Origin of the sequence: Pseudarthrobacter sp. NPDC092202, from assembly GCF_044755505.1 — a bacterium.
GTDB lineage: Bacteria > Actinomycetota > Actinomycetes > Actinomycetales > Micrococcaceae > Arthrobacter.
Window position 1 is genome coordinate 569,527 of sequence record NZ_JBIVRG010000001.1, and the last position, 22,832, is coordinate 592,358.

Genomic DNA, 22,832 nt, shown 5'->3' on the forward strand with positions numbered 1-22,832 from the left:
AAGATCCTAAGCCGCGAGGGCCTGGGCTCGGTATTGCACCGGGCTCAGGCCCTCGAGCTTTGTCGAGATCCGGTCGTTGTTGTACCAGCGGATGTACTCGTTTAGGTTTGCGGTCAGTGCGTCGGTGCTGATGAACCGAACGTGGTGGAACATCTCTTCCTTGAGGTGGCCGAAGAAGTTTTCCATCACGGCGTTGTCGTAGCAGTTTCCCTTGCGGGACATGGATTGGGCTGCGCCGGCGTCCTTGAGGAGCGATTTCCATGAGGCGTGACGGTACTGGAAGCCCTGGATGCTCTCCTAAGTGTCAAGCGGCGTTTCGGTGTTGTCTGGTGTTCGGGACGATGTGCTGGCGGCCGGGGTTGAGTACGAAGTAGACCTCGCGGGCGAGGTACCGCTTTAGGCAGCGGATGATCTCCATCTTGGAGTGTCCCTCGGCGGTCTTTTTCGCGACGTACGTCTGCGTTCTCGGGTCGAGCCTGATTCGGCTGATGACCGCGAGGTGCAGTGCGCGGTTGGCTTGGCGGTCGCCGCCGCGGTTGAGTCGGTGCCGTTGTGTCATTCCAGAGGACGCGGGCAGCGGTGAAACGCCGCAGAGCATCGCGAATGCGGCTTCGGATTTCATCCTGTTGGGGTTGTCACCGGCCGTCACGAGGAACTGTCCGGCGACTTCGATGCCGATTCCGACGCGTTCGAGGAGTTGGGGTGCGAGGGCTTCGACGATGGGGTTGATGAGCTCGTCCAGGTCGGTTATCTCGTCGGTGAGTTCCAGGTAGCGGCGGGCCAGGGACTTCATCGAGACCCGGTAGGCGGTGACGGGGTCGGTCGCGTTTGATACGTCCGGCCGCCATGCAGCGAGGGTGCGGATGAGCTGCATCCGGGTCAGGTGGCGGACTTGGTCACGAAGTACCTCCGGCGCGGAGACGATCGACATCCGAAGGAGCTGCAGGGCGCTGCGGCGCTCCCGGACCGCGTGGGCGCGGGTGACGCGCAGCACGCGCAGGGCTTCGACGGCGCCGTCCTTGCTTTTTGGGATGCTGGTGCGTCGGCCATGGAGTGCGGCGCGGGCTGCATTGATCGCGTCCAGATCGTCGTCCTTGCCTTTGCGGCGGCGGTCAGAGCGATCGGGCCGGTCGACCTCAAGGATCATGACGCCGGCTTTGGCGAGGTGCCGGGTCAGGCCGGCACCGTAGGATCCGGTGCCTTCGACGCCGATCCGGGCCAGGTCACCGAACTCGCCGATCCAGGCGAGCATCGCCCGGTAGCCGGTCCGTGTTGTCGGGAAGCTTCTAGTGCCTAACAATTTTTCGCCGGCGTCGATGACGGCGGCGACGTGGAGTTCTTTGTGCGTGTCGACGCCGGCGAAGACAGGCGTCCGTGCCTGGTCCGGGTCGCTGGTAGCGGGAGTTCTGGTCATGTCGTTTTCCTCCGGTCCATCCGGTGTGCAAAGGGGAACGGCCCCGCGCATCGACCGACCGGCGGACAAGACAGTGATGAGCACCCTTGGCGCAGGCTCTCCTTAGGTCACTCCGGCGGCGAGGCGTAGCGCCTCACCGGGTACGCCTCGGGGACTGACAGATCCGGGGAAAGACAACAGCTGTCGATCGGAGTGAGAGTCAAGAACCCCGGGGCCCACCCGGCACCAGCATCCTGTCGCATCCATCACTATGCGAGTCAAGGACCCTCCGGGAATACCGGTACGGACAGTCTCACTGTCTGAATGCACGATCGGCTGTTGACCGGGTTCCAGGCAGGCGAGGGCTTGCTTGAGCGAAGAGTTGGTGAGTGTAAGGTTCGGGGACGGGCTAATCGAATGGGCGATGATCTGCCGGTCAAAGAGGTCCATGACCGGTGAAAAGTAGAGCTTCCGGTCGCCGACGCTGAATTCGGTCACGTCCGTGACCCACTTCTGATTCGGGGCGGTGGCCTCGAACTCCCGGTTCAGCAGGTTAGGCGCGGCAGTGCCTTGTTCGCCTTGATAGGAGTTGTAGCGCTTCCTCCGCCGGACCTTGCAGGCCAGCCCGAGTGTGCGCATCAGCTTCAGCACGGTCTTCTTCGCGAGTATCCAGCCCTGCTTGAGCAGTTCCGTGTGGACACGGCGGTGCCCGTACCGGCCGTGGTTCGTCGTGAAGATCTCCGAGACTGTGGCCTTGAGGGCCTCTTGGGGGTCTGGAGCCTGGAGTCGTGACTGGTGATAGAAGAATGTCGATCGGGCAAGACCCGACACTTGCAGCAGAACAGAAAGCGGGAAGTCAGCCTTGAGGGCGGTGAGGGCCTGGACCTTCACCGTTGTTCTTGAGCCCTCAAGGCCCGCAATTTTCCCAGATAGGCCACTTCTGCCCGCAAACGCTCGTTCTCACGGCGCAGCCGCTCCAGCTCGGATGGTTCAACCGGCGGGGTGTCTGGCTTCCGCGGTCGGCCTTTTGGTTTTGGTCGCAAGGAGTCCGGGCCCTCAAGACGATAGGCGCGTACCCACGTTCTCAGTAGGACCGGAGAGGACAGGCCAGCTTCTGCTGCCAAATCAGGGGCAGTCTCGCCGGCGAGGAACCGTTCGACCAAAGCGAGCTTGAATTCGAAAGAGTATGACTGTTTTGTCGGCTTGGTCACCAGCGCTCCTTGGCCATGAATCCTCCACCGCCGATACAGCCTCTTGACCGGCCAATTAGACACGCCCAACAAATTAGCTGTCGCCTTATCTGCAAGGCCTTTCTCAAACCACGCTACAGCCGCCTCACGCTGAGCCGCGGACAACGAACTATCTACACGCAAAGAACTGCTCCCCGGAAGTCAGAACTGAATTTCTCAGTCCAACTTCCGGGGAGCAGTTCAGAATGCCGGGGCCATTTTTCGCTGCAGACCGCAGGTGCGGCGGCGGCGGGCTGAGACTAGACCAGCGTTACGCCGGTAGCCTGCGGACCCTTGGCGCCCTGGCCGATTTCGAACTGAACACGCTGGTTCTCATCGAGGGTCTTGAAGCCACCGGTCTGGATTTCGGAGTAGTGGACGAAGACGTCCCCATCCGAATCATCCGGGGTAATGAAGCCGAAGCCCTTTTCAGCGTTGAACCACTTGACGGTTCCCTGTGCCATTTATTTCTCCTCATTGTGGAACTTTTTAAGAGCGGCACACCTCGTGCCGGCCTTGGTCACTCCGCGAGAAGAATCCTGGTTCGCCGTGCCCGGAAAAGGGAAACCGGCGGTGCAGGAGCTTCGCGCTCGCAACTTGTCTTGCGAGCATGAAAAACACCTACACAAAGACTGAGATAAGAATTTCATGCCGGTTCGCGCAGGTCAACGGTTTTGGCTTCAAAACGGATAAATTTTGGCTAAAGAGGAGGTGAATGCGCACGTCAGCAGCAGGTTCAACCGTTCATGGACCACCACGGGCCCCAGTCAGAAAAGGCGGGATTCGCTGTCGTCAACGCCCCGCATGGCGTCGTAGTCCAGGGTGACGCAATCGATGCCCCGGTCATTGGCAAGCACCTTGGCCTGCGGCTTGATCTGCTGGGCTGCGAAAATCCCGCGGACCGGGGCCAGCAGCGGGTCGCGGTTAAGCAGCTCGAGGTAGCGCGTCAGTTGCTCGACGCCGTCGATGTCGCCGCGCCGTTTCAGCTCAATGGCCACCGTCGCGCCCTGGGCATCACGCGCCAGGATATCCACCGGGCCGATGGCGGTGAAGTATTCACGGCGGATGAGGGAGTAGCCCGTCCCCAGTGTTTCTATCTGTTCTGCCAGGAGCCGCTGCAGGTCTGCCTCCACGCCGTCCTTGATCAGCCCGGGGTCCACGCCGAGGTCGTGGGATGACTCATCGAGTTTTTCATGGATGTTGATGATCAGCCGGTCGTCAGTCTTGGCCGACTGCACGGTCCACTGCTCCATCACCCCCAGTTCAAGGTCCACATCCTCCGGCGAGGCAACCCGGAGGGTCGCCGGGGGGCTCATCCAGTTAAGCGGCTTGTAGGAACCGCCGTCCGAATGGACCAGGACGGACCCGTCGGCCTTCACCAGCAGGAGCCTGGTGGCTAGCGGGAGGTGGGCTTTGAGCCGGCCAACATAATCAACGGAGCATCGGGCTATGACAAGTCGCACGCCGTACAGACTACCGTCTGCCGCGCAGGCAAGTGGCAGGCGGTGGCCCGTCCCGCGGGGGCTGCCCGCAGGAAACCGCGCGGCGGCTGGGGCAGAATGGATGCATGCCGCGCTCCAACCGACCCCGCCGTCCAGTGTCCGGGAAGGGTTCCGTGTCCGGAAGGGCAGGTGCTGGAAAAAAGGGCAGCCGGGAGGTTCCCGAGCTTGACCTCGAACGTGCGCGCGCCGGGATTGCCCGGCGGGAGAGCGCCCCCGACGGCGAGTGGATGGTCCGCACCATGACCGCCAGGAACGCCGAGAAGACCTATATCTGCCCCGAGTGCTCCACCGCCGTGCAGCCCGGTGTGGCCCACCTGGTGGTCTGGAAGGACGACCACCTGTTCGGCGCCGCCGCCGGGCTGGCTGAGCGCCGGCACTGGCACACCAACTGCTGGATGTCGCGGAGTTACCGCTACCGCTGACTTGCGGGCAAAGATGCGCCCGCTGTCGCTAAGCTGGCAGGCATGAGTTTTGATCCGGCGTCGTACGAATTCCGCCAGGGCCCTGGCCCCACTCCTATCCGTGCCTCAACCGTGCTGCCCGCGAAACGCGAACTGGTGCAGCTGGAAACGGAAGACGGCCACACCCTGGTGGCCGAGCTGGCGCTGCCGGAATCCGGGCCCGTGAAGGCCACCCTGATCACGCTGCATCCTCTTCCAACGCACGGCGGCTTCATGGACTCGCATGTCTACCGCAAGGCTTCCTACCGGCTGCCGGCGCTCGCCGGCATCGCCGTGCTGCGCTTCAACACCCGCGGAACCGCATCCCCCCACGGAACCAGCAGCGGGGCCTTCGAGGAAGGCGTCGGGGAACGCCATGACATGGAGGCGGCGGTCCGCTTCGCCGTCGAACGGGGCCTGCCCAACCGCTGGCTGGTGGGATGGTCCTTCGGCACGGAACTTGCCCTGATGTATGGAGCCGTGGAACCGGTGGCGTCCCAGGTGGAGGGAGCGGTCCTGCTTTCACCTCCGCTGCACCGGGCCACTGACAAGGACCTGCTTCAGTGGGCCTCCTCAGGCAAGCCGCTCACGGTGCTGGTGCCCGAGCACGACGACTTCCTCAAGCCTGCAGAGGCGACCGAACGCTTCAGTCTGGTGCCGCAGGCCCGCGTGGTGGGTGTGGACGGCGCCAAGCACCTGTGGGTGGGGGAGAAGTATGCGGCCAGGGTCCTCAATGAGATTGTCGACGAAGTCAGCGAGGCAGGATCTGGCGCCGCGGGGCTGCCGCAGGAGTGGGACGGGCCTGTAGCTACGGCCTCCGCCTAAGGAGCCGGGCTAGTGCTGGTCCTGGCGGACGATGTAGATCTCCCTGACCAGCAACAGGACGGCAGCCGCCGTGGGAATGGCGATGAGGGCGCCGAGCACGCCCAGCAGGCTGCCGCCGGCGATGACGGAAATAACAGCCACGGCGCCGGGAACCGCAACGGCCTTCTGCATGATGCGGGGGGAGATGAAATAGGCCTCGAACTGCAGGTAGGAGAAGTAGCAGATTCCGTAGATGGCGGCGGTCTGCCAGCCCTCGGTGAGCGAGACCAGCAGCACCACGACCCCGGCAATCATGCCGCCCACCAGCGGAATGAACGCGAGCAGCGCCACCACGAAGGCCAGCAGCAGCGCGAAGGGAATTCCCACGATTGACATCACGATGAAGGCAAAGGTGGCGTTCAGGAGGGCCACCACCGCCTGTCCGATGACGTAGTTGCCCACCGAGCGGGTGATTTCCTCGGACAGGGCCTCCACCCGGTGGCGCCGGGACCGCGGCGCAAGCCGGTAGCCCCACTTCTTCATCGCGGGCAGGGCGGCAAGGAAGTACAGGCTCAGCACCAGGACGATCAGGGTGCCGAAAAGGCCATTGGCCACGGTGGAGCCAAAACCGACAACGCCGCCAAAGATTCCCCCCATGGCGGCGGGGTCGTTGACGAACTTGTCCAGCTCTTCCGTGACCCTGTCACGGACACCGAACTGGTCGTCCAGGCTGCGGAAGAACTCGGAGTCGATGAAGTCCCGGATCCACACCGGTGCCTGCTGGACGATCTCCGTGACCTGTTCCACGATGGTGGGAATGAGGGTGGCGAAAAAGCCGACGACGGCGCTGATAAGGACCGTGACGGACACCAGGATTCCGGCGGGGCGGGGGATCTTGCGGCCTTCCAGCCAGCTGACGACAGGTTCCAGCCCCAGCGCGATGAAGAGCGCCGCAACGATCCACAGGAGCAGTTGGGTGGTGTTGGACCCGATCCAGTAGACCAGCAGCGCAAGTCCAACGCCCACGGTTCCCATGAAGCCCAGGTACAGCGGATGCTGCGGCGAAATCCGGGGTCCGGGACTGCCGAACTGCGGCTGCACCTCGCTGTCCCCGCCGGCATCCCCGTCCTGCCGCGTGTACTCCGGCGGCATCTCGAACCGGAGCCGTGGCTGGGCTCCCGGCAGGGGCTGGCGGAGCCGCTGTGCCAGCATTCCGAGCGCGGCCGCGGCCGGCCTCTTCCGGCGGGCAGTTCCAGGACCTTTTCCAGGGCCTTTCCCAGGACCGTTGGGAACTGCTGCCGGCGGCTGCGTACCCCCCGGATTCTCTGGTGCCGCGGAGGATTCGTCCGTCTTGTCAGTCACTGGTTTTGGGGGCCTGTTCCGTACATGGCACCGCATGCGCGGGCCGGTGTGATGATCATCGCAAACACTATCAGCAGCCTTGTCAACAACAGCTGAAGTGCCTGTTCAGCGGCCTGCTGGCGCTCCTGGCGGATACCCCGATCCGGGCTCGCGATAACAAAACGGATACTATTGAAAGTAAACCCCCGCTGATGATAGGTGTTCCCTTGCGTTTAAAGACTGCAGTCGCACTCGTGCTGCTCGGCCTCCTGACACTTTTGGCCGGCATCGGCCAGAGGACCATCTGGGCCCCCTCCGAGACCTTTACGGCTTCCGCGCCGGCCGATGCCGCTGGGGCGCCGATCACCCTGATCGACCAGAACCTGCGGACCCTTCATGGCGGGACAGTCAAGATCGACATCGAGGGCGACGGCAACTTTATGCTGGCCGCCGGCAGGCCCGACGACGTCGAGGCGTGGGTTGGACAGGCCGCGCACAACACCATCACCGGCGTCTCCGAGGACGAGAAGTCTCTTCAGGTTGAGCGCGCCGACGGCGAGGCCGCCGCACCGAACCCTGCCGGCTCGGACCTCTGGGTTTCCACCGAGAATGCCAGCGGCGAGCTCGAGTACTCCTGGACCCCGCCGGCTGACGGCGACTGGACGCTGCTGCTGGCTTCGGACGGAACCCAGCCCGCGCCTGCCTCCATCTCCATGACGTTCCCGAACGACACCTCCACCCCCTGGGCTGTTCCACTGATGGTCCTTGGTTCCCTGCTGGTGATCGGCGGAATCGTCCTGGCCCTGCTCTCTGCCCGCAGGCGCAACGGTGAAGGCGGCGGCGAGGGCAGCGGTTTCGCCCGGCGTGCCCGCGCCCGCAGCGAAGCAAAGTCGTCCTCCCGGGTGACTATGGCTGCTGCCGGCGTGGTTGCCGCTGCCGTGGTGGCCGGCACCGGTGTGGCCGCAAGCGCCACCTCGCCTGCGCCTTCCCCGGAGCCCTCCTCCTCGACGTCGCCCGCTGCGCAGGAGGCAGGTTCACCCGTCCTGCTGGATGCCCAGTTCCGGCGGATCCTGGAACAGGTCTCCAGCGCCGTTGATGCAGGGGACGCCGCAAAGGATGCTGCCAAGCTGGCCGAGCGGGTGGGCGGGACCGAACTGGAAGTCCGCACTCAGAACTACAAGATCCGTTCACAGGTTGGTTCCTACGAACCGCGCATGCCGGTGCGTTCCACCAAGCTCCTCACCACGGTGGTGACCAGTGACCGCGAGTGGCCCCGGTCCGTCATGGCCGTTACCCAGGGTGACGGCAACGTCGTGCCGCAGCTGCTGACCCTGGTCCAGGCCTCACCCCGCGAGAACTACAAGCTCGTCGAAACCAACCCGCTCCAGCCCGGAACCACTTTCCCCACCATCAGCAGGGACGGCACCGAGACGCTGGCCCCGGCAGACAAGACCGGCCTGCTCTACAGCGGGGAAGAGGCCCTGTCCGGCCTGGCCGACCGCCTCACCTCCGAAGATTCCGCTTTCAAGGACAAGCTGGTAGAGGGGGAGTCCTCGCCGTACATCGCGGACACCCTCTCCTACCAGGCTGAAGTGGTCAAGGCTGGCGAGAACGGCAACTTCTCCTTCACCCACAAGGTGGTCCCCGAAAGCACTGTTGTTTTCCGTACGGCTGACGGCGGCGCGCTGGTCCTGGGCCGGATCAACTTCGGCTTCGAAGGGACCCCCAAGGCCGCAGGCGACAAGCTGACCATCGGCGATGACGCTGCAGCACTGGCCGGCGGCAAGGAAACCACCACGGGCATGGTCCTGAGCTTCGCCGAGTCGGTGGCCGTGTACGTGCCGCCGGCAGGATCAACGGACCCGATGAAGCTCGTGGCGGCAACCCGCGGCCTGACGGGGGCCAGCTTCAAGTAATCCCCCTCCTGCAGTAGCACCGGCGGCGGCCGGAGTGGCTAGAGTGGAAAGCATGAGTTCGCCAGCTTCCCGCCCTGTCCCTCCTGCCGCCGACCTGCTTAACCTGCGCGGCGCCGTCGACCTATCCAGCCTGAAGCAGCGCCCGGCCTCCCCGGCCGGGACCGGAACGCAGCAGGACGGCGCCCAGCCGGGTGCCGGTACCGCGGAACTGAAGGTCAACGTCACCGAGGGCAACTTCCAGCAGCTCGTGGAGCTCTCGGCGCAGGTGCCGGTGGTGTTCGCCCTGTGGGCCTCCTACTCGCCGGAATCGGCAGCCGTGCTGGAGGTCCTGGAACGGGTGGTTGCGGGCTACGGCGGCCGGCTGGTCCTTGGCGCCGCGGACATTGAAGCGTTCCCGCAGCTTGCCCAGGCCTTCCAGGTGCAGGCCGTCCCCACCGCAGTTGCCGTACTCAAGGGCCAGCCCGTGCCGCTCTTCCAGGGCAGCGCGGATGAGCAGCAGGTGCGCAGCCTTTTTGACGAACTGCTGAAGGTGGCCGCTGCGAACGGCGTCACCGGGAGCCTGGGGGCCGGCGCTGCGGAGGAAGGGGACGCCCCGGCGCCCCTGCCGCCGCTGCACCAGGCGGCGTTCGACGCCATTGAGGCGGGAGACTATGCCGCCGCGGCAGATGCCTACCGCCAGGCGCTGACGGAGATGCCTGCCGACCATGAGGCCAAGGCCGGACTGGCCCAGGTGGAGCTGATGGCGAGGCTGCAGCCGCTGTCCGCCCAGGACAGCGAAGCCCTGCGAACCCTCGCGGCCAATGAGCCGGACAACCTTGAGGCCCAGCTGGGGGTGGCTGACCTGGACGTGGCCGGCGGCCATGTGGAGGATGCATTGAACCGGCTGGTGTCCTTCATCGGCAGGAACTTCGGTCCGGAGCGCGAGACTGTCCGGGTCCGGCTGCTGGAGCTGTTCGATGTGGTGGGTGCCGCGGACGAGCGGGTTGCCAAGGCACGCCAGGCGCTCGCGAGGGTGCTCTTCTAGTGACGGCACTGTTCCAGCCCCTGCGGCTCCGCTCGCTGGAGCTGCAGCACCGGGGCTGGGTATCGCCGATGTGCCAGTACAGCTGCGATCCCGACGACGCCCCGGGAGTCCCCAACGACTGGCACCTGATGCACTTGGGGTCCTTCGCCGCCGGCGGCGCCGCGCTGATCCTGACCGAAGCCGCCGCGGTGAATGCAGAGGGCAGGATCAGCCCCCGCGACGCCGGCCTCTACAACGGTGCGCAGGCCGAAGCGTGGGAACGGATCACCTCCTTCGTCCACCGGCACGGCGCCGCGAAGGCCAAGATCGGCGTGCAGCTCGCCCATGCCGGCAGGAAAGCTTCCACTTATTGGCCGTTTTCCGGCAAGCACGGCAGTGTTCCGGAGTCCGACGGCGGCTGGGCCACCGTGGGCCCGTCACCGTTGGCCTTTGAAGGATACGCAGCCCCTGCGGAGATGAGCGCTGGGCAGATCACGGGTGTGGTGCGGGACTTCGCCGACGCAGCCGTGCGGGCCGTGGACGCAGGCTTTGACACCATCGAAATCCACGGTGCCCACGGGTACCTCCTGCACCAGTTCCAGAGCCCGCTGATCAACACACGGACCGACTCCTGGGGCGGGGATGAAGCCGGCAGGAACCGGCTGATGCTGGCCGTGGTCGACGCCGTCCGGGCCGTCATTCCGGAGTCCATGCCGCTGCTCCTGAGGATCTCCGCCAGCGACTGGGCGGAAGGCGGCGTGGACCTGGCCGCCTCCATTCGCCTGGCCCGGCAGGCGGCCGGGCGCGGTGTGGACCTCATCGACGTGTCCAGCGGTGGCGCCGTAGCCCATCAGCAGATAAAGGCCGGCCCCGGCTACCAGACCGGTTTTTCGGCTGCCATCCGGAAGGAAGCCGGTGTGGCCACCGGGACCGTGGGCCTGCTGACCTCGGCGGGGCAGGCTGAACACGCCGTCGCCACGGGCCAGGCTGACGGCGTCCTCATCGCGAGGGCTGCCCTGCGCGACCCGCACTGGTGGCTGCGGGCCGCGTTCGAACTGGGCCACGACCTTGCCTGGCCGCCGCAATACGAGCGCGCCGTTCCACGGCGCACCTTCTGACTGCCTATGACTGCCCACCGGGACCGGCGCACCGCGCCAAACCCTGATCCCGCCCCCGGTAAGTTGCCAGCCCCTGAAAGGGAACCGCAAAACGCGGTGGACCAGCAGTTGGAAGCCGCCATCCTGGAACTCCTGGCCGCAAGGGCCGCCACGTCCACCATCTGCCCGTCGGAGGCTGCCCGCGCCGTTGGCGGTGGGACATGGCGTGACCTCATGGAGCCTGCCCGCGGAGCGGCGCGGCGGCTGGTTGATGCAGGCGAGGTCGAGGTGACCCAGGGCGGTTCGGTGGTTGACCCGGCCACCGCCAGGGGACCCATCCGCATCCGCAAGGTCCGTTAGGGGCCCGGCGCCCATCCCGGACAGTGCCACCGGAAGCGCGGACCCTACGCCTTTTTCGCTACTCCTCCGGGAGGACCCCGCAGCGGGGACCCGGGGACTACTCTGGCATCATGACTGCCCCGCACTCCGAACCGGTCCCGCAACCAGATCAGGCACTGCAACCGGATCCGGCGCTGCAACCAGCGCCGGTCCCGCAACCAGACCCGGCACTGCGCTCCACGCCGGAGCTGGCCCCCGCCACGTCGCTGGGCCCCCGTGCGGCACCGCGGGTGCCCGCACTGTCCATCCGCGGACTGGCAAAGCGCTTCGGCGACAAGATCGCCGTGGACGGCATCAGCCTGGACGTGCCAGCCGGCTCCTTCTACGGCATTGTGGGCCCCAACGGCGCCGGTAAGACCACCACCTTGTCCATGGCAACCGGCCTCCTGCGCCCGGACTTTGGGACAGCGGCAGTCCACGGCGTGGACGTCTGGCAGCGGCCCTTGGAAGCGAAGAGGCTGATGGGCATCCTGCCGGACGGGGTGCGGCTGTTCGACCGGCTCACCGGCGAACAGCTCATTACCTATGCGGGACTGCTGCGGGGAATGGACAGGGAAACGGTGGCCACCCGCGTTGCTGACCTCCTGGCCGCCATGGATCTCCAGGAGGCCGCCGGGACCCTGGTGGTGGACTACTCGGCGGGCATGACCAAGAAGGTTGCCCTGGCCTCCGCCCTCATCCACGCACCCAGGCTTCTGGTCCTGGACGAACCCTTCGAGGCGGTGGACCCGGTCTCAGCGGCCAACATCCGCTCCATCCTGGACAGCTACGTCGCCTCGGGCGGCACGGTCATCGTGTCCAGCCACGTCATGGACCTGGTACAGCGCATGTGCGACCACGTGGCAGTGGTGGCAAACGGACGGCTGCTCGCCGCCGGAACCGTTGACGAGGTGCGTGCCGGAGCCTCCCTGGAGGACCGGTTCGTGCAGCTGGTGGGCGGCCGAAGCCACACGGAAGGACTGGAATGGTTGCGCACCTTCTAAGGCTCAAGCTGACACTGCTGCGCAACGGTTTGCGGCGCAGCCCGTGGCAACTGGTGGGGATGGCCTTCGCAGGGCTCTACGCGCTGGGGATGGTGGCAACGCTGGTGATCGCACTCGTGATGCTGCGCAATGCTCCCCTTGACCTGGCCCAGACAGCTGTGGTCCTCGGCGGATCCGCCGCCATCCTGGGCTGGGGCATCATTCCGGTGGTCGCGTCTGCCACGGACCTGACCCTGGACCCTGCACGGTTTACAACCTTCGCGATTCCGATGAGGCAGATGCTGGCCGGGCTAACCCTGGGCGGACTGATCGGCATTCCGGGGCTGGCCACCTCGCTGGTGGCGCTGGCCACGGTGGTTACCTGGTCCCATGGTGTCCTTCCTGCGCTCGCCGCGCTCGCGGGGGCGGTGCTGGGCGTGCTGACCTGCGTGGTGCTTGCCAAAGTGGTGACCACGGCAACGGCAAGCCTGGCAGCATCGCGGCGGTTCAAGGACGTCAGCGCCATTGCGTTCATGGTGCCCCTGGTACTGATGGGACCCATTGTGGCAGGAGTAGGCCAGGGCCTCTCAGCCTCCTCGGGTTTCCTGCCAGGCTTTGCCCGGACGCTGTCCTGGACGCCGCTTGGCGCACCGTGGTCCCTGGGCGGCGATATTGCCGCCGGGCAGCCGGGACAGGCGGGGCTGAAGCTGCTGGTTTCGGTTGCGTCCCTGGCTGCGTTGGCGTGGGCTTGGAAATCCTTGCTGGAACGTGCGCTGGTAACGCCCCCTTACGCGGGAAGCGGCAAGCGGAAAGGCGGCAGGCTGGGGCTGCTGGGTATGCTGCCCGCCACTCCGGCCGGTGCGGTGATGGCGAGGTCCCTCACCTACTGGTTTAGGGACCCGAGGTATTCGGGATCGCTCGTGGTGATCCCGCTGCTTCCCGTGGTGCTCGCCTTCCAGGGCAGCCAGACGGGGGACTTCACCAGCCTGGGCATTCTTGCCCCGCTATCCGCGTTCATCCTCGCGTGGTCCATCTCTGCCGACGTGTCCTACGACAACACCGCGTTCGCCCTGCACCTCTCCACCGGCGTGAGGGGAGTGGCGGACAGGCTGGGCCGCGCCCTGGCCTGTATGGCCTTCGCCTTGCCGGTGGTGCTGGTGTTTGCCGTTGGCTATTCCGCCCTGACCGGAGACTGGGCAGGCCTGCCCGGCCAGCTGGGCCTGAGCCTGGGCATCCTGTTCACCGGGCTGGGACTGTCTTCGGTGGTCTCGGCCCGCTACACCGTGGCCGTCCCGCTGCCGGGCGACAGCCCGTTCAAGAAACCGCCCGGCAACGTGGGGCAGACCCTCGCCGTGCAGTTTGGAGGGCTGCTGGTCCTTATGGTCCTGGTGCTGCCCCAGGTGGGCCTCCTGGTTGCCCAGGTGGTGACAGGCAACAGCCTCTTCGGCTGGATCAACCTCACAGCCGGGACAGCCCTGGGCCTGGGCCTGTTTGTTGCCGGCGTCAGGCTGGGCGGAAAATGGCTGGACGCCCGCGGGCCCGAACTCCTGGCCCAGGTGTCCGTAAACCGCTGAAAAGCTTTGGGAAGGAAACAGCATGGAAGTGGTCATCCTCAATGGCAGCAAACAGATCGCCAAACTCGCCGCCGATGCCGTCGAGGACCTGCTTCGCAGCAAGCCGGACGCCGTCCTGGGGCTGGCGACGGGTTCGTCCCCGCTGCCGGTCTACGATGAGCTGGCGTCCCGCCATGAGCGGGACGGCCTGGACTTCAGCCGCGCCTCAGGTTTTGCCCTGGACGAGTACGTTGGGCTTCCTCCGGGCCACCCCGAGTCCTACCGGGAAGTGGTCCGCCGCGAGTTCACCAACAGGGTGAACATACGGCCGGAGAACGTCCACGGGCCGGACGGTGCCGCTGCGGACATCCCAGCTGCCTGCCGCGCCTACGAGGAGGCGATCGCTGCGGCCGGCGGGGTGGACCTGCAGATCCTCGGGGTGGGAACGGACGGCCATATCGCGTTCAACGAACCGGGATCCTCGTTCGCATCCAGGACCCGCATCAAGAGCCTGATCGAACAGACCCGCCGGGACAACGCCCGGTTCTTCTCCAGCCTTGCGGACGTCCCGCACCATGTTTTGACGCAGGGACTCGGAACCATCATGGAGGCGCGGCACGTCATCCTGCTCGCAACCGGTGCGCAGAAGGCCCAGGCTGTCCGCGAATTCGTTGAAGGTCCTGTTGCCGCCATCTGCCCGGCGTCGATCCTGCAGTTCCACCCGCACGCCACCGTCCTGCTGGACGAGGCCGCCGCGTCCGCGCTGAAACTGGCGGATTTCTACCGGCACACGTATGACAACAAGCCCGCCTGGCAGGGAATCTAGAGGGCGCCGCACCCTGCCAACACACGCCCGCGGCAAAGTCCGGCGGCGGCCGGCGGGGACGCGCCGCCGTCGAACGTCCGGCCGGTGGAACAGCTAAGATGGTTGGCATGACTAGCACGACGGACCCTCTCGAAAACGACCCGATGCGCGAGCTTTCCGGGGCTGGAACGTCCACAGCCACCATTGAGCGCGAGGAACTGCGCCAGGAAGTGGAGCCCGGGGACCGGGAGCGCTTTTCGCACTATGTGCGCAAGGAAAAGATCATGGAGTCCGCACTGACCGGGGAACCGGTCATCGCGCTGTGCGGCAAGGTCTGGACGCCGGGCCGGGATCCGCAGAAGTTCCCGGTCTGCCCGATGTGCAAAGAGGTCTATGACGGCCTCCGCCCGGGCAACGACGGCGGCAAGGGTCCCGGAGGGGACTCGGGCAACAACAAATAGTGACGGAGACGCTTTTTGGCGGCCCCACCCTGCCTCCGGCCTACCCGGAACGTGCAGCCTGGGGAACCGCCCCGAAACTCCGTGCCTGGCAGCAGGAAGCCCTGGACCTCTACCTGCGCAACAGCCCCCGCGATTTCCTCGCCGTGGCTACGCCCGGCGCCGGCAAGACCACCTTCGCGCTGAGGGTGGCGTCCACCCTCATCGACTCCGGCGCCGTCAACAGGGTGACCATCGTGGCGCCCACGGACCACCTGAAGCGGCAGTGGGCGGACGCGGCGGCAAAGGTGGGCATCGCCATCGACCCCAACTTCAAGAACTCCGACGGGCAGCACGGCCGCGGCTTCATCGGCGTTGCCGTCACCTATGCGCAGGTGGCCAGCAAGCCGCTGCTCCACCGCGCAAAAACGGAAGCTGCGCGCACGCTGGTGATCCTTGACGAAATCCACCACGGCGGCGAGGCACTGTCCTGGGGTGACGGCCTGCGCGAAGCCTTCGACCCCGCGGTCAGGCGGCTCTCGCTGACCGGAACGCCGTTCCGTTCCGACACCTCTCCCATTCCCTTCGTCGAATACGCCGAGGACCGGGACGGCATCCGCCGCTCCAAGGCCGACTACACCTACGGGTACGGCAACGCGCTGCGCGACCACGTGGTCCGTCCGGTGATGTTCATGGCCTATTCCGGGCAGATGCGCTGGCGTACCAGTGCCGGCGAGGAGATGGCGGCGTCGCTGGGGGAGGCCGCGGTGACCAAGGACATCACGTCCCACGCCTGGCGTACCGCCCTGAACCCGGCAGGGGAGTGGATTCCCGCTGTGCTGGCTGGCGCGGACAAACGCCTCAGCGAGGTGCGCCGCACCGTTCCCGACGCCGGCGGCCTGGTGATTGCCACGGACCACGAGGACGCGCGTGCGTATGCAGGGCAGCTCAAGAGGATCACCGGGGAGTCGCCCACGGTCATCCTTTCCGACGACGCGAAAGCGTCGAGCAAGATTGAAGAATTCACCGCCAGCGAGAAACGCTGGATGGTGGCCGTCCGGATGGTGTCCGAAGGTGTGGACGTGCCGCGGCTTTCCGTCGGCGTGTATGCCACTTCAACCTCCACCCCCCTGTTTTTCGCCCAGGCGGTGGGACGCTTCGTGCGTGCCCGCAAGCGGGGCGAAACGGCGTCGGTCTTCCTTCCCTCGGTGCCGCAGCTGATGGCCCTGGCCAACTCCATGGAGGCGGAACGGGACCACGCCCTGGACCGCCCGGAGAAGGAAGACGGGGACGGCCTGTTCAACCCCGAGGACTCACTGATGGCCGAGGCCAACCGCGAGGACAAGGCATCGGACAGCCTGACCAAGGGCAAGTTCGAGGCCCTGGATTCGCAGGCCTCCTTTGACCGCGTTTTGTTCGACGGCGGCGAATTCGGCACGGGCGGTGAGGTGGGGTCCGACGACGAGCTGGACTTCCTGGGGATCCCCGGGCTGCTGGACGCGGAGCAGGTGGGCACGCTGCTGCGGCAGCGCCAGCACGAGCAGCTGAACCGCAAGAACCGGAAGGCGCCTGCGGCGGCGGAAAGCCCGGCGCCGGCCGTCCCGGACCACCGGATGCTGATGGACCTCCGCAACGAGCTGGCCAAGAACGTGGCGGCCTGGTCTGCCCGCACGGGCACTCCCCACGGTGTGGTGCACACCAAGCTGCGGACGGTGTGTGGCGGACCCCCCGTTGCCCAGGCGAACGAGGAGCAGTTGCAGTCCCGTTTGCGGAAGCTCCAGGACTGGTTTATCGGCCGGAAGTAGCGTGTCAGGCCAGCCAGCGCCACCAGCGTGGCTGCTCCGGTTCCGGCGTGGGCTCCGGCTCCGGCTGCTCGCCCAGGGCCAGCGCGGCCTCGACGATGTCATCCGCCGTGAGCGTCATGACGGCCTCACGATCGAGCGCGTCGAGGCTGTGTTCCTCGTCGAGCGACAGGCGCAGCGCCTGGCGGTTGAGCGCCTGCTCGAACAGCGTGCGGGCGAACCGTGCGTTGCCGGAATCCTCGCCCGCGTGGAGCCCGGTGAGGATGCGGCGCAGCATCTGGTCCGCACCCGGCTCCAGCGTGTACTCGTGCTGGGCCAGCATCTGGTGGAAGATCGTCTGGAGTGCGTCCACGGAGTAGTCGGGGAACGTGATCTCCCGGGCGAACCGGGAGCGCAGTCCGGGGTTCGACAGCAGGAAGGACTCCATCAGCCGGGGGTACCCGGCCACGATCACCACCAGGCGGTGGCGGTGGTCCTCCATGCGCTTAAGCAGGACCTCAATCGCCTCGGGGCCGAAGTCCATCCGGCCGTCCTCCGGGGCCAGCGCGTAGGCCTCGTCGATGAACAGCACGCCGTCCAGCGCACGCCGGATCACCCGGTCCGTCTTGATGGCGGTCGCACCCACGTACTGCCCCACCAGGCCCGAACGGTCGACCTCCACCAGGTGGCCTTTCTGCAGCAGGCCGACCGCGCGGTACATCTCCGCGAGGAGCCGCGCCACGGTGGTCTTGCCGGTGCCAGGATTTCCGAGGAACACCAGATGCTGTGATGTGGCCACCTCCGGAAGGCCGTGCGCCTTACGGCGGGCCTGGACCTGGAGCAGTGCGACGAGGGCCCGCACCTGTTCCTTCACGGTCTCCAGTCCCACCAGGGCATCGAGCTCGGCCTGCACCTCGGACAGCGGCCGGGCAGGCGCCGGCCTAGCACCGACGAGATCGCCCATCAGGTCATCGACGCGCTCCGAATTGGGCAGCTTAAACTGATCGGCCAGATGGCCGATTGTTTCGCGCAGGTCGTCGAGCGGGTGCCGGCTGGGAGCCATGCATCCACTGTAGTACCCGATTCCCGGCTGGAGTGGAGTGCGGAGGAAACAAAGCAGTGGCCCGGCGCCCAGTGCGCCGGGCCACTCCTGTTGCCGCCCTAGGCCACGTTCACGCCGCCCAGTTCCATCTCGGCCACCGCTTCTTCCAGGTCCTCGGCGATCCCGGCCGACAGCGAGCGGAGGACGGTAACGGAGTAGCCCGCCTGCACGGCGTCCAGGGCCGTTGCCATAACGCAGTAGTCGGTGGCGATTCCCACAACGACGACGTCCTCCACGTCGTGGCTCTGCAGCCAGTCGTCCAGCCCGATCGCATCTTCGTCCGGCGTGAACCTCTCGGCGTCCGCGGGACCGGGCAGGGCCCCGGGCTGCCGTTCGCCGGTGGGCACCGCGTCCTCGGGGGCCAGGAGGCCTTCGAAACCCGAGTAGGCAGCGGAGAACTGGCCTTTCTGGAAGTAGGCCTGGATGTATTCGGTATCCAGGTCGGGATGCAGTTCAGCGCCGGGGGTGCCGGCCACGCAGTGCGGCGGCCAGCTGTCCTTGAAGTCAGGAGCGTCCGAGAAATGATCTCCCGGATCGATGTGCCAGTCCTGGGTGGCAACGATGTGGTCGAACTCGCCGTGGTGGCCGTCCACGTACTCGCTGATGGCGCCGGCCACGTCCGCGCCGCCGGAAACAGCGAGTGAACCGCCCTCGCAGAAATCGTTCTGGACGTCAACGATGATCAGTGCCCGGGACATCGGTTCTCCTCAGTTTTCTTCATAGAGAGTAGGGATGGCGGCTTCCCCGCGCTGCAGGCGGTTGACCACCGGCGGCAGCTCCGCCATGGAGTCCGCATGGCGCTGGCGGGCCCGGAGCACGCCCTCGTGGCCGGTCCACCCCGGAAGCAGTTCGCCGTTCTTCATGAACTGCTGCAGGAGGGGCCGGTCATTGCCGTCATCCTCCGGCCGCCGGCCGACGCCCACCACCTCCGCAGTGGCAATGCCGCGCTCGTTCAGCTTGCGCAGCGCGTACTTGCGGCCGCCCACGCTGGCCTTGTTCTTGGCCGCCTTGGCCACGGAGACGAACGTGCCGTCGTCGTCCGTGCGGCTGACCAGCTTGTACACCATGCTGGCTGTCGGGGCGCCCGAGCCCGTGACCAGAGAGGTGCCCACGCCGTAGGAATCCACGGGGGCGGACTGCAGCGCGGCGATGGCGTACTCATCGAGGTCCGAGGTGACCACGATCTTGGTGTTTTCATTGCCGAGATCGTCAAGGAGCCTGCGCACCCACTGCGCCTGGGCCACAAGGTCGCCCGAGTCCAGCCGGACCGCTCCCAGGCGCGGACCCGCAAGGTCCACAGCCGTGCGGACGGCCGCTTCGACGTCGTACGTGTCCACCAGCAGGGACGTCTGGTCCCCAAGCGAGGCAATCTGCGCCTCGAAGGCGTCCCGCTCGGTGTCATGCAGGAGGGTGAAGGAGTGGGCGGCGGTGCCAACCGTCTTGATTCCGTAGCGGATGCCGGCCTCAAGGTTGGAGGTGCTGTCAAAACCGGCAATGATGGCCGCCCGGGCGGACGCGGTGGCCGCTTCCTCGTGGGTGCGCCGGGACCCCATCTCAATGCAGGGCCGGCCGCCGGCGGCGGTGACCATCCGGGAAGCAGCCGAGGCAATGGCGCTGTCGTGGTTCAACACGGACAGAAGGTAGGTTTCCAGCATGCAGGCCTCGGCGAACGTGGCCTCGACGATCAGGATGGGGGAGTTCGGGAAGTACGCCTCGCCTTCGGGGTAGCCCCAGATATCTCCGGAAAACCGGTAGGACGCGAGGTACTCCAGGGTCTGGGCGTTGACCACATTGGTGCGCTCCAGGAATTCGAGCTCGGCGTCCCCGAATCGGAAATTGGCGATGCCCTCAAGCAACCGCCCGGTGCCGGCCACGATGCCGTAGCGCCGGCCGTCCGGCAGCCGCCGGGCGAAAGCCTCGAACACCGACTTGCGGTGCGCGGCCCCGGAATGCAGCGACGCCTGCAGCATGGTCAGCTCGTAGTGGTCGGTGTAAAAGGACGTGCGGGGATGCTCCCAGCCAGCGGAGGTACTCACGAAAATCACTCTAGTCCCCACCGGCTCCCACGTCTCGCTTCGCTTCGCCGCGGGGCCCTCGCCGGCGTGGGCCCACCCACCGGCTCCCACGTCTCGCTTCGCTTCGCCGCGGGGCCCTGTAGAGCCCCATCCGGCGTGCGCCCGGCATCCCCATAGAATGGACAGATGACCTTAAGCGTTGCGCTCGGCCCTGATACACAGGAGGGCACCCGGACCGGAACAGTGGAATCCACAGATTCCCTGACCGCACCGGACATCCCCTGGAACCTGGTGATCTGGAACGATCCCGTCAACCTCATGAGCTACGTGAGCTATGTTTTCCAAAGCTATTTCGGCTACTCCGAGAGCAAAGCGAACAAGCTCATGATGGAAGTCCACAAGAAGGGCCGCTCCATTGTTGCCTCGGGCAGCAAGGAACAGGTGGAACGCCATGCCGTGGCCATGCACGGGTTCGGGCTGTGGGCCACCGTGGAGAAAGCCAGCGGCGGAAACGGCAACTCCGGCGGAGGCCAGGGCAAGGGGAAACGTGGCTAAGGCATTCAAGTACGGACTCAAGGGGATCACCGGCTACCTTGAGCCCGCGGAACGGGACCTGCTGCGCAGCCTGATCCATGACGTCATCTCCATGCTCCAGCCTGAGGACCGGGACGGCCAGGATCCCCTGGCTGCCCTGATCGGCCTGGACATGGACGTGGCAGAGCCCACTGACCGGGCCGTCAGGCGACTGCTCCCCAACGTGATGAAGGACGACGCCGGGGCCTCACTGGAGTTCCGCCAGCTCACCGAACGCTCGCTGCGGGAAACGAAGATCGGCGCCCTGCGGGCGGCCGCGCTGGACCTGGACAAGGACGAGATCGTGCTGACGCCCGACGGTGCACGGCACTGGTCCATGGCGCTGAACGATGTCCGGCTGGTCCTTGCCGAGCGGCTGGACATCCAGGACGAGGAGGACGCCGAACACGTCCACCTGATGCAGGACTGGTCCCAGGCCGAGGACGTGGAGAGCTATCTGGCCCTGGTCTACAACTTCGCCACGTGGCTCCAGGAGTCGCTGGTGCAGGCCATGCTGCAGTCCCTGGACTCCGGCCGATGAGCGGCGCGGATTCTTTCCCGTCCCTGCGCTGTGACACACCAGACATGAGCTCCCGGCCACAGGTTCATGACTGGAGCCGCGGGGAAGACCTATCCTCGAATAATCATGAGTAGAGCCTCAAGCATGGATCCGTCAGCCGGCGCTGCCGCGGGGTCCGACGCCAGCGACCTGCCCGCCGCCGCCCTGGAGTCGCGGCCCATTGGCGTTTTCGACTCCGGTGTTGGCGGGCTGACGGTGGCCCGCTCCATCATCGACCAGCTTCCCAATGAGTCCATCCTCTATGTGGGGGACACCGCGCACGGACCGTACGGCCCCCTGCCCATCGCGGAGGTGCGGGCCAACGCCCTGGGCGTGATGGACGAACTGGTGGACTCCGGCGTCAAACTGCTCACCATAGCCTGCAACTCGGCGTCGGCCGCTGTCCTGCGGGACGCCCGCGAGCGGTACACGGCCAAGTACGGCATCCCGGTCATCGAAGTCATCCAGCCGGCGGTGCGGCGTGCGGTGGCAGCAACCCGCAGCGGACGGGTCGGCGTGATCGGCACCTCCGCCACGATCGGCTCGCGCGCCTACGAGGACACGTTCGCCGCCGCGCCGGACCTGGCGATCACCTCGGTGGCGTGCCCGGAATTCGTCAGCTACGTCGAGGCCGGGATCACCACCGGGCCTGCGCTGCTGGCCGTCGCCGAGGAATACCTCGCCCCGCTCAAGGCGGCCGGCGTGGACACGGTGGTCCTGGGCTGCACGCACTACCCGCTGCTCACCGGCGTCATCTCCTACGTCATGGGCGCGGATGTGACCCTGGTGTCCAGCGCGGAGGAAACTGCCAAGGACGTCTACCGTGCACTGGCCACCCACAACCTGCAGCGCATGGACGCAGCCGCGCCGGAGCACCACTTCGTGGCCACCGGAGATGCGGGCCAGTTCGAGGCCCTGGCCCGCAGGTTCCTGGGCCCCGAAGTCCTCTCGGTCCGCCACGTGGACCATGTGTCCGCCCAGTACCCCACGGGAAGCCTGGCCAGGATCACGCCGGAAATGATCGCCGCCGCCCAGAGTGCCGCCGCGCGCCCGCGGATCTCCAACTTCGTGGGCAGTTCAGTGACCGGAGGCACCGGCCAATGAAGCTCACCATCGTAGGCTGCACGGGTTCCTTTCCCGGTCCCGGGTCACCGGCATCGTGCTACCTCCTGACCGCGAACGACGGCGAGCGGACCTGGAAAGTGGTCATGGACCTGGGCAGCGGGGCACTGGGTGCCATCCAGCGGTACACCGACCTGGAGGACATTGACGCCATCTTCCTGACCCACCTGCACCCCGACCACTGCATGGACCTGTGCGGTCTGCACGTGGCTGTCCGGTGGAAGCCCGGCGGCTGGGGCCGCGGCCGTATCCCTGTCTGGGGACCTGCGGCTACGGCAGACCGGATGGCGACGGCGTACGGCCTGGAGCTGGATCCCGGGATGCGCGAGGAATTCGACTTCACCAACTGGGCAGAACGCGAAGCCGTGACCGTGGGCCCGTTCACCGTGACCCCCTTTGCCGTAAACCACCCCGTGGAGGAGGCCTATGCCCTGCGGGTGGAAGTGGTGGAGCCGGACAAGGAGGGCGCCTTGGTGTCCCGGGTCCTGACGTATTCCGGCGATACTGATTCCTGCGCCGGGCTTGAGGAAGCAGCCAAGGACGCTGACCTGTTCCTGTGCGAGGCAGCCTTCGAGGAAGGCCGCGACGACGGGATCAAGGACGTCCACCTGACCGGCAAGCGTGCCGGGGAAGCCGCTGCGGCGGCGGGCGCGCGGCGGCTCCTGCTGACGCACATTCCGGTGTGGACATCGCAGACTACGGTGATGGCCGAGGCCCGCCCGGTGTTCGGCGGCGACGTTGCGGTGGCCGTTGCGGGAGTGCACTACACCATCTAGCCCTTCTGCTGTTCCTGGCTTCG

The 22,832-nt window shown here is 66.4% G+C and carries 24 protein-coding genes and 1 pseudogene; 15 read left to right on the forward strand and 10 right to left on the reverse strand.

The annotated features are described in order from the left end of the window. Nucleotides 1–6: 6 nt before the first annotated feature. From ACIQF4_RS02680 to nucS, 6 genes and pseudogenes are all read right to left on the reverse strand, one after another. Nucleotides 7–294 (reverse strand): annotated as a pseudogene (locus tag ACIQF4_RS02680) (transposase); the annotation flags it as partial. A 10-nt stretch (nt 295–304) separates the two neighbouring features. Then, a complete protein-coding gene (locus tag ACIQF4_RS02685; protein WP_400514220.1) occupies nt 305–1,414 on the reverse strand; it encodes an IS110 family transposase in 1,110 nt (369 codons plus the stop codon). Between the two features lie 102 nt (nt 1,415–1,516). Beyond that, nucleotides 1,517–2,284, reverse strand: coding sequence for an IS3 family transposase (locus tag ACIQF4_RS02690; protein ID WP_400514222.1), 768 nt, complete (start codon nt 2,282–2,284; stop codon nt 1,517–1,519). Further along, complete coding sequence (locus ACIQF4_RS02695) at nt 2,281–2,604, reverse strand: helix-turn-helix domain-containing protein (RefSeq protein ID WP_234005536.1); 324 nt, start codon at nt 2,602–2,604, stop codon at nt 2,281–2,283. The genes ACIQF4_RS02690 and ACIQF4_RS02695 overlap by 4 nt, the downstream gene beginning before the upstream one ends. A gap of 278 nt (nt 2,605–2,882) precedes the next feature. Further along, nucleotides 2,883–3,086: a cold-shock protein gene (locus tag ACIQF4_RS02700; protein WP_011692441.1), complete on the reverse strand. Its 204-nt coding sequence runs from the start codon at nt 3,084–3,086 to the stop codon at nt 2,883–2,885. A 303-nt stretch (nt 3,087–3,389) separates the two neighbouring features. Beyond that, nucleotides 3,390–4,085, reverse strand: coding sequence for an endonuclease NucS (nucS, locus tag ACIQF4_RS02705; protein ID WP_400514225.1), 696 nt, complete (start codon nt 4,083–4,085; stop codon nt 3,390–3,392). Nucleotides 4,086–4,189: 104 nt separating this feature from the next. On the opposite strand from nucS, the gene ACIQF4_RS02710 reads away from it, so the two are divergent. Both ACIQF4_RS02710 and ACIQF4_RS02715 read left to right on the forward strand, forming a co-directional pair. Beyond that, entirely contained in the window at nt 4,190–4,546 is a 357-nt protein-coding gene (locus ACIQF4_RS02710) for an ATP/GTP-binding protein (RefSeq protein ID WP_400514227.1), read from the forward strand. Nucleotides 4,547–4,588: 42 nt separating this feature from the next. After that, nucleotides 4,589–5,389 (forward strand): alpha/beta hydrolase, encoded by an 801-nt coding sequence (locus tag ACIQF4_RS02715; RefSeq protein WP_400514229.1) that lies wholly within the window; start codon nt 4,589–4,591, stop codon nt 5,387–5,389. Between the two features lie 9 nt (nt 5,390–5,398). Here the strand turns inward: ACIQF4_RS02715 and ACIQF4_RS02720 are convergent, their stop codons facing one another. After that, the gene (locus tag ACIQF4_RS02720) at nt 5,399–6,730 is read right to left on the reverse strand and encodes an AI-2E family transporter (RefSeq protein WP_400514230.1); all 1,332 of its coding nucleotides are present in this window, start codon (nt 6,728–6,730) and stop codon (nt 5,399–5,401) included. A gap of 191 nt (nt 6,731–6,921) precedes the next feature. On the opposite strand from ACIQF4_RS02720, the gene ACIQF4_RS02725 reads away from it, so the two are divergent. The 9 genes from ACIQF4_RS02725 (at nt 6,922) to ACIQF4_RS02765 (ending at nt 16,686) form a co-directional block, all read left to right on the forward strand. Continuing rightward, nucleotides 6,922–8,625 (forward strand): hypothetical protein, encoded by a 1,704-nt coding sequence (locus ACIQF4_RS02725; RefSeq protein ID WP_400514232.1) that lies wholly within the window; start codon nt 6,922–6,924, stop codon nt 8,623–8,625. A 52-nt stretch (nt 8,626–8,677) separates the two neighbouring features. Beyond that, nucleotides 8,678–9,649, forward strand: a complete 972-nt coding sequence (locus ACIQF4_RS02730; protein WP_400514234.1) for a co-chaperone YbbN — start codon at nt 8,678–8,680, stop codon at nt 9,647–9,649. Then, the gene (locus ACIQF4_RS02735) at nt 9,649–10,746 is read left to right on the forward strand and encodes an NADH:flavin oxidoreductase/NADH oxidase (RefSeq protein ID WP_400514235.1); all 1,098 of its coding nucleotides are present in this window, start codon (nt 9,649–9,651) and stop codon (nt 10,744–10,746) included. Before ACIQF4_RS02730 ends, ACIQF4_RS02735 begins: the two co-directional genes overlap by 1 nt. 96 nt (nt 10,747–10,842) lie before the next feature. Continuing rightward, the gene (locus tag ACIQF4_RS02740; protein ID WP_400514237.1) at nt 10,843–11,085 is read left to right on the forward strand and encodes a DUF3253 domain-containing protein; all 243 of its coding nucleotides are present in this window, start codon (nt 10,843–10,845) and stop codon (nt 11,083–11,085) included. Between the two features lie 110 nt (nt 11,086–11,195). After that, the gene (locus ACIQF4_RS02745; protein WP_400514239.1) at nt 11,196–12,107 is read left to right on the forward strand and encodes an ATP-binding cassette domain-containing protein; all 912 of its coding nucleotides are present in this window, start codon (nt 11,196–11,198) and stop codon (nt 12,105–12,107) included. Next, complete coding sequence (locus ACIQF4_RS02750; protein ID WP_400514241.1) at nt 12,089–13,660, forward strand: transporter; 1,572 nt, start codon at nt 12,089–12,091, stop codon at nt 13,658–13,660. Before ACIQF4_RS02745 ends, ACIQF4_RS02750 begins: the two co-directional genes overlap by 19 nt. Before the next feature lie 22 nt (nt 13,661–13,682). Beyond that, the gene (gene nagB / locus ACIQF4_RS02755; RefSeq protein WP_400514243.1) at nt 13,683–14,465 is read left to right on the forward strand and encodes a glucosamine-6-phosphate deaminase; all 783 of its coding nucleotides are present in this window, start codon (nt 13,683–13,685) and stop codon (nt 14,463–14,465) included. A gap of 98 nt (nt 14,466–14,563) precedes the next feature. Next, complete coding sequence (locus ACIQF4_RS02760) at nt 14,564–14,905, forward strand: DUF3039 domain-containing protein (RefSeq protein WP_231455028.1); 342 nt, start codon at nt 14,564–14,566, stop codon at nt 14,903–14,905. Continuing rightward, the gene (locus ACIQF4_RS02765; RefSeq protein ID WP_400514245.1) at nt 14,905–16,686 is read left to right on the forward strand and encodes a DEAD/DEAH box helicase; all 1,782 of its coding nucleotides are present in this window, start codon (nt 14,905–14,907) and stop codon (nt 16,684–16,686) included. The genes ACIQF4_RS02760 and ACIQF4_RS02765 overlap by 1 nt, the downstream gene beginning before the upstream one ends. 4 nt (nt 16,687–16,690) lie before the next feature. Here the strand turns inward: ACIQF4_RS02765 and ACIQF4_RS02770 are convergent, their stop codons facing one another. From ACIQF4_RS02770 to ACIQF4_RS02780, 3 genes are all read right to left on the reverse strand, one after another. Then, nucleotides 16,691–17,725 (reverse strand): AAA family ATPase, encoded by a 1,035-nt coding sequence (locus ACIQF4_RS02770; protein ID WP_400514246.1) that lies wholly within the window; start codon nt 17,723–17,725, stop codon nt 16,691–16,693. A gap of 98 nt (nt 17,726–17,823) precedes the next feature. Next, the gene (locus ACIQF4_RS02775; protein ID WP_400514249.1) at nt 17,824–18,462 is read right to left on the reverse strand and encodes an isochorismatase family protein; all 639 of its coding nucleotides are present in this window, start codon (nt 18,460–18,462) and stop codon (nt 17,824–17,826) included. A 9-nt stretch (nt 18,463–18,471) separates the two neighbouring features. Continuing rightward, nucleotides 18,472–19,800 carry a nicotinate phosphoribosyltransferase gene (locus ACIQF4_RS02780; RefSeq protein ID WP_400514251.1) on the reverse strand — a complete coding sequence of 443 codons (1,329 nt, stop codon included), beginning with the start codon at nt 19,798–19,800 and terminating at the stop codon, nt 18,472–18,474. 165 nt (nt 19,801–19,965) lie between these two features. On the opposite strand from ACIQF4_RS02780, the gene clpS reads away from it, so the two are divergent. The 4 genes from clpS to ACIQF4_RS02800 all read left to right on the forward strand — a co-directional run bounded on the left by clpS (nt 19,966) and on the right by ACIQF4_RS02800 (nt 22,809). Beyond that, nucleotides 19,966–20,334, forward strand: a complete 369-nt coding sequence (gene clpS / locus ACIQF4_RS02785) for an ATP-dependent Clp protease adapter ClpS (RefSeq protein ID WP_350002640.1) — start codon at nt 19,966–19,968, stop codon at nt 20,332–20,334. Next, a complete protein-coding gene (locus ACIQF4_RS02790) occupies nt 20,327–20,893 on the forward strand; it encodes a DUF2017 domain-containing protein (protein ID WP_400514253.1) in 567 nt (188 codons plus the stop codon). Before clpS ends, ACIQF4_RS02790 begins: the two co-directional genes overlap by 8 nt. Nucleotides 20,894–21,016: 123 nt before the next feature. Next, entirely contained in the window at nt 21,017–22,015 is a 999-nt protein-coding gene (gene murI / locus ACIQF4_RS02795) for a glutamate racemase (RefSeq protein WP_400514255.1), read from the forward strand. Beyond that, nucleotides 22,012–22,809, forward strand: a complete 798-nt coding sequence (locus tag ACIQF4_RS02800; RefSeq protein ID WP_350002639.1) for an MBL fold metallo-hydrolase — start codon at nt 22,012–22,014, stop codon at nt 22,807–22,809. The genes murI and ACIQF4_RS02800 overlap by 4 nt, the downstream gene beginning before the upstream one ends. Nucleotides 22,810–22,832 lie beyond the last annotated feature (23 nt).

Bases quoted from the DNA above. Each gene is read 5' to 3' on its own strand.
- ACIQF4_RS02770 (WP_400514246.1), bottom strand. From the start codon at position 17,725: ATGGCTCCCAGCCGGCACCCGCTCGACGACCTGCGCGAAACAATCGGC.
- ACIQF4_RS02715 (WP_400514229.1), top strand. From the start codon at position 4,589: ATGAGTTTTGATCCGGCGTCGTACGAATTCCGCCAGGGCCCTGGCCCC.
- ACIQF4_RS02730 (WP_400514234.1), top strand. From the start codon at position 8,678: ATGAGTTCGCCAGCTTCCCGCCCTGTCCCTCCTGCCGCCGACCTGCTT.
- ACIQF4_RS02700 (WP_011692441.1), bottom strand. From the start codon at position 3,086: ATGGCACAGGGAACCGTCAAGTGGTTCAACGCTGAAAAGGGCTTCGGC.
- clpS (WP_350002640.1), top strand. From the start codon at position 19,966: ATGACCTTAAGCGTTGCGCTCGGCCCTGATACACAGGAGGGCACCCGG.
- ACIQF4_RS02760 (WP_231455028.1), top strand. From the start codon at position 14,564: ATGGTTGGCATGACTAGCACGACGGACCCTCTCGAAAACGACCCGATG.
- ACIQF4_RS02710 (WP_400514227.1), top strand. From the start codon at position 4,190: ATGCCGCGCTCCAACCGACCCCGCCGTCCAGTGTCCGGGAAGGGTTCC.
- ACIQF4_RS02745 (WP_400514239.1), top strand. From the start codon at position 11,196: ATGACTGCCCCGCACTCCGAACCGGTCCCGCAACCAGATCAGGCACTG.
- ACIQF4_RS02685 (WP_400514220.1), bottom strand. From the start codon at position 1,414: ATGACCAGAACTCCCGCTACCAGCGACCCGGACCAGGCACGGACGCCT.
- ACIQF4_RS02725 (WP_400514232.1), top strand. From the start codon at position 6,922: ATGATAGGTGTTCCCTTGCGTTTAAAGACTGCAGTCGCACTCGTGCTG.
- murI (WP_400514255.1), top strand. From the start codon at position 21,017: ATGGATCCGTCAGCCGGCGCTGCCGCGGGGTCCGACGCCAGCGACCTG.
- nagB (WP_400514243.1), top strand. From the start codon at position 13,683: ATGGAAGTGGTCATCCTCAATGGCAGCAAACAGATCGCCAAACTCGCC.
- ACIQF4_RS02750 (WP_400514241.1), top strand. From the start codon at position 12,089: ATGGTTGCGCACCTTCTAAGGCTCAAGCTGACACTGCTGCGCAACGGT.
- ACIQF4_RS02800 (WP_350002639.1), top strand. From the start codon at position 22,012: ATGAAGCTCACCATCGTAGGCTGCACGGGTTCCTTTCCCGGTCCCGGG.
- ACIQF4_RS02775 (WP_400514249.1), bottom strand. From the start codon at position 18,462: ATGTCCCGGGCACTGATCATCGTTGACGTCCAGAACGATTTCTGCGAG.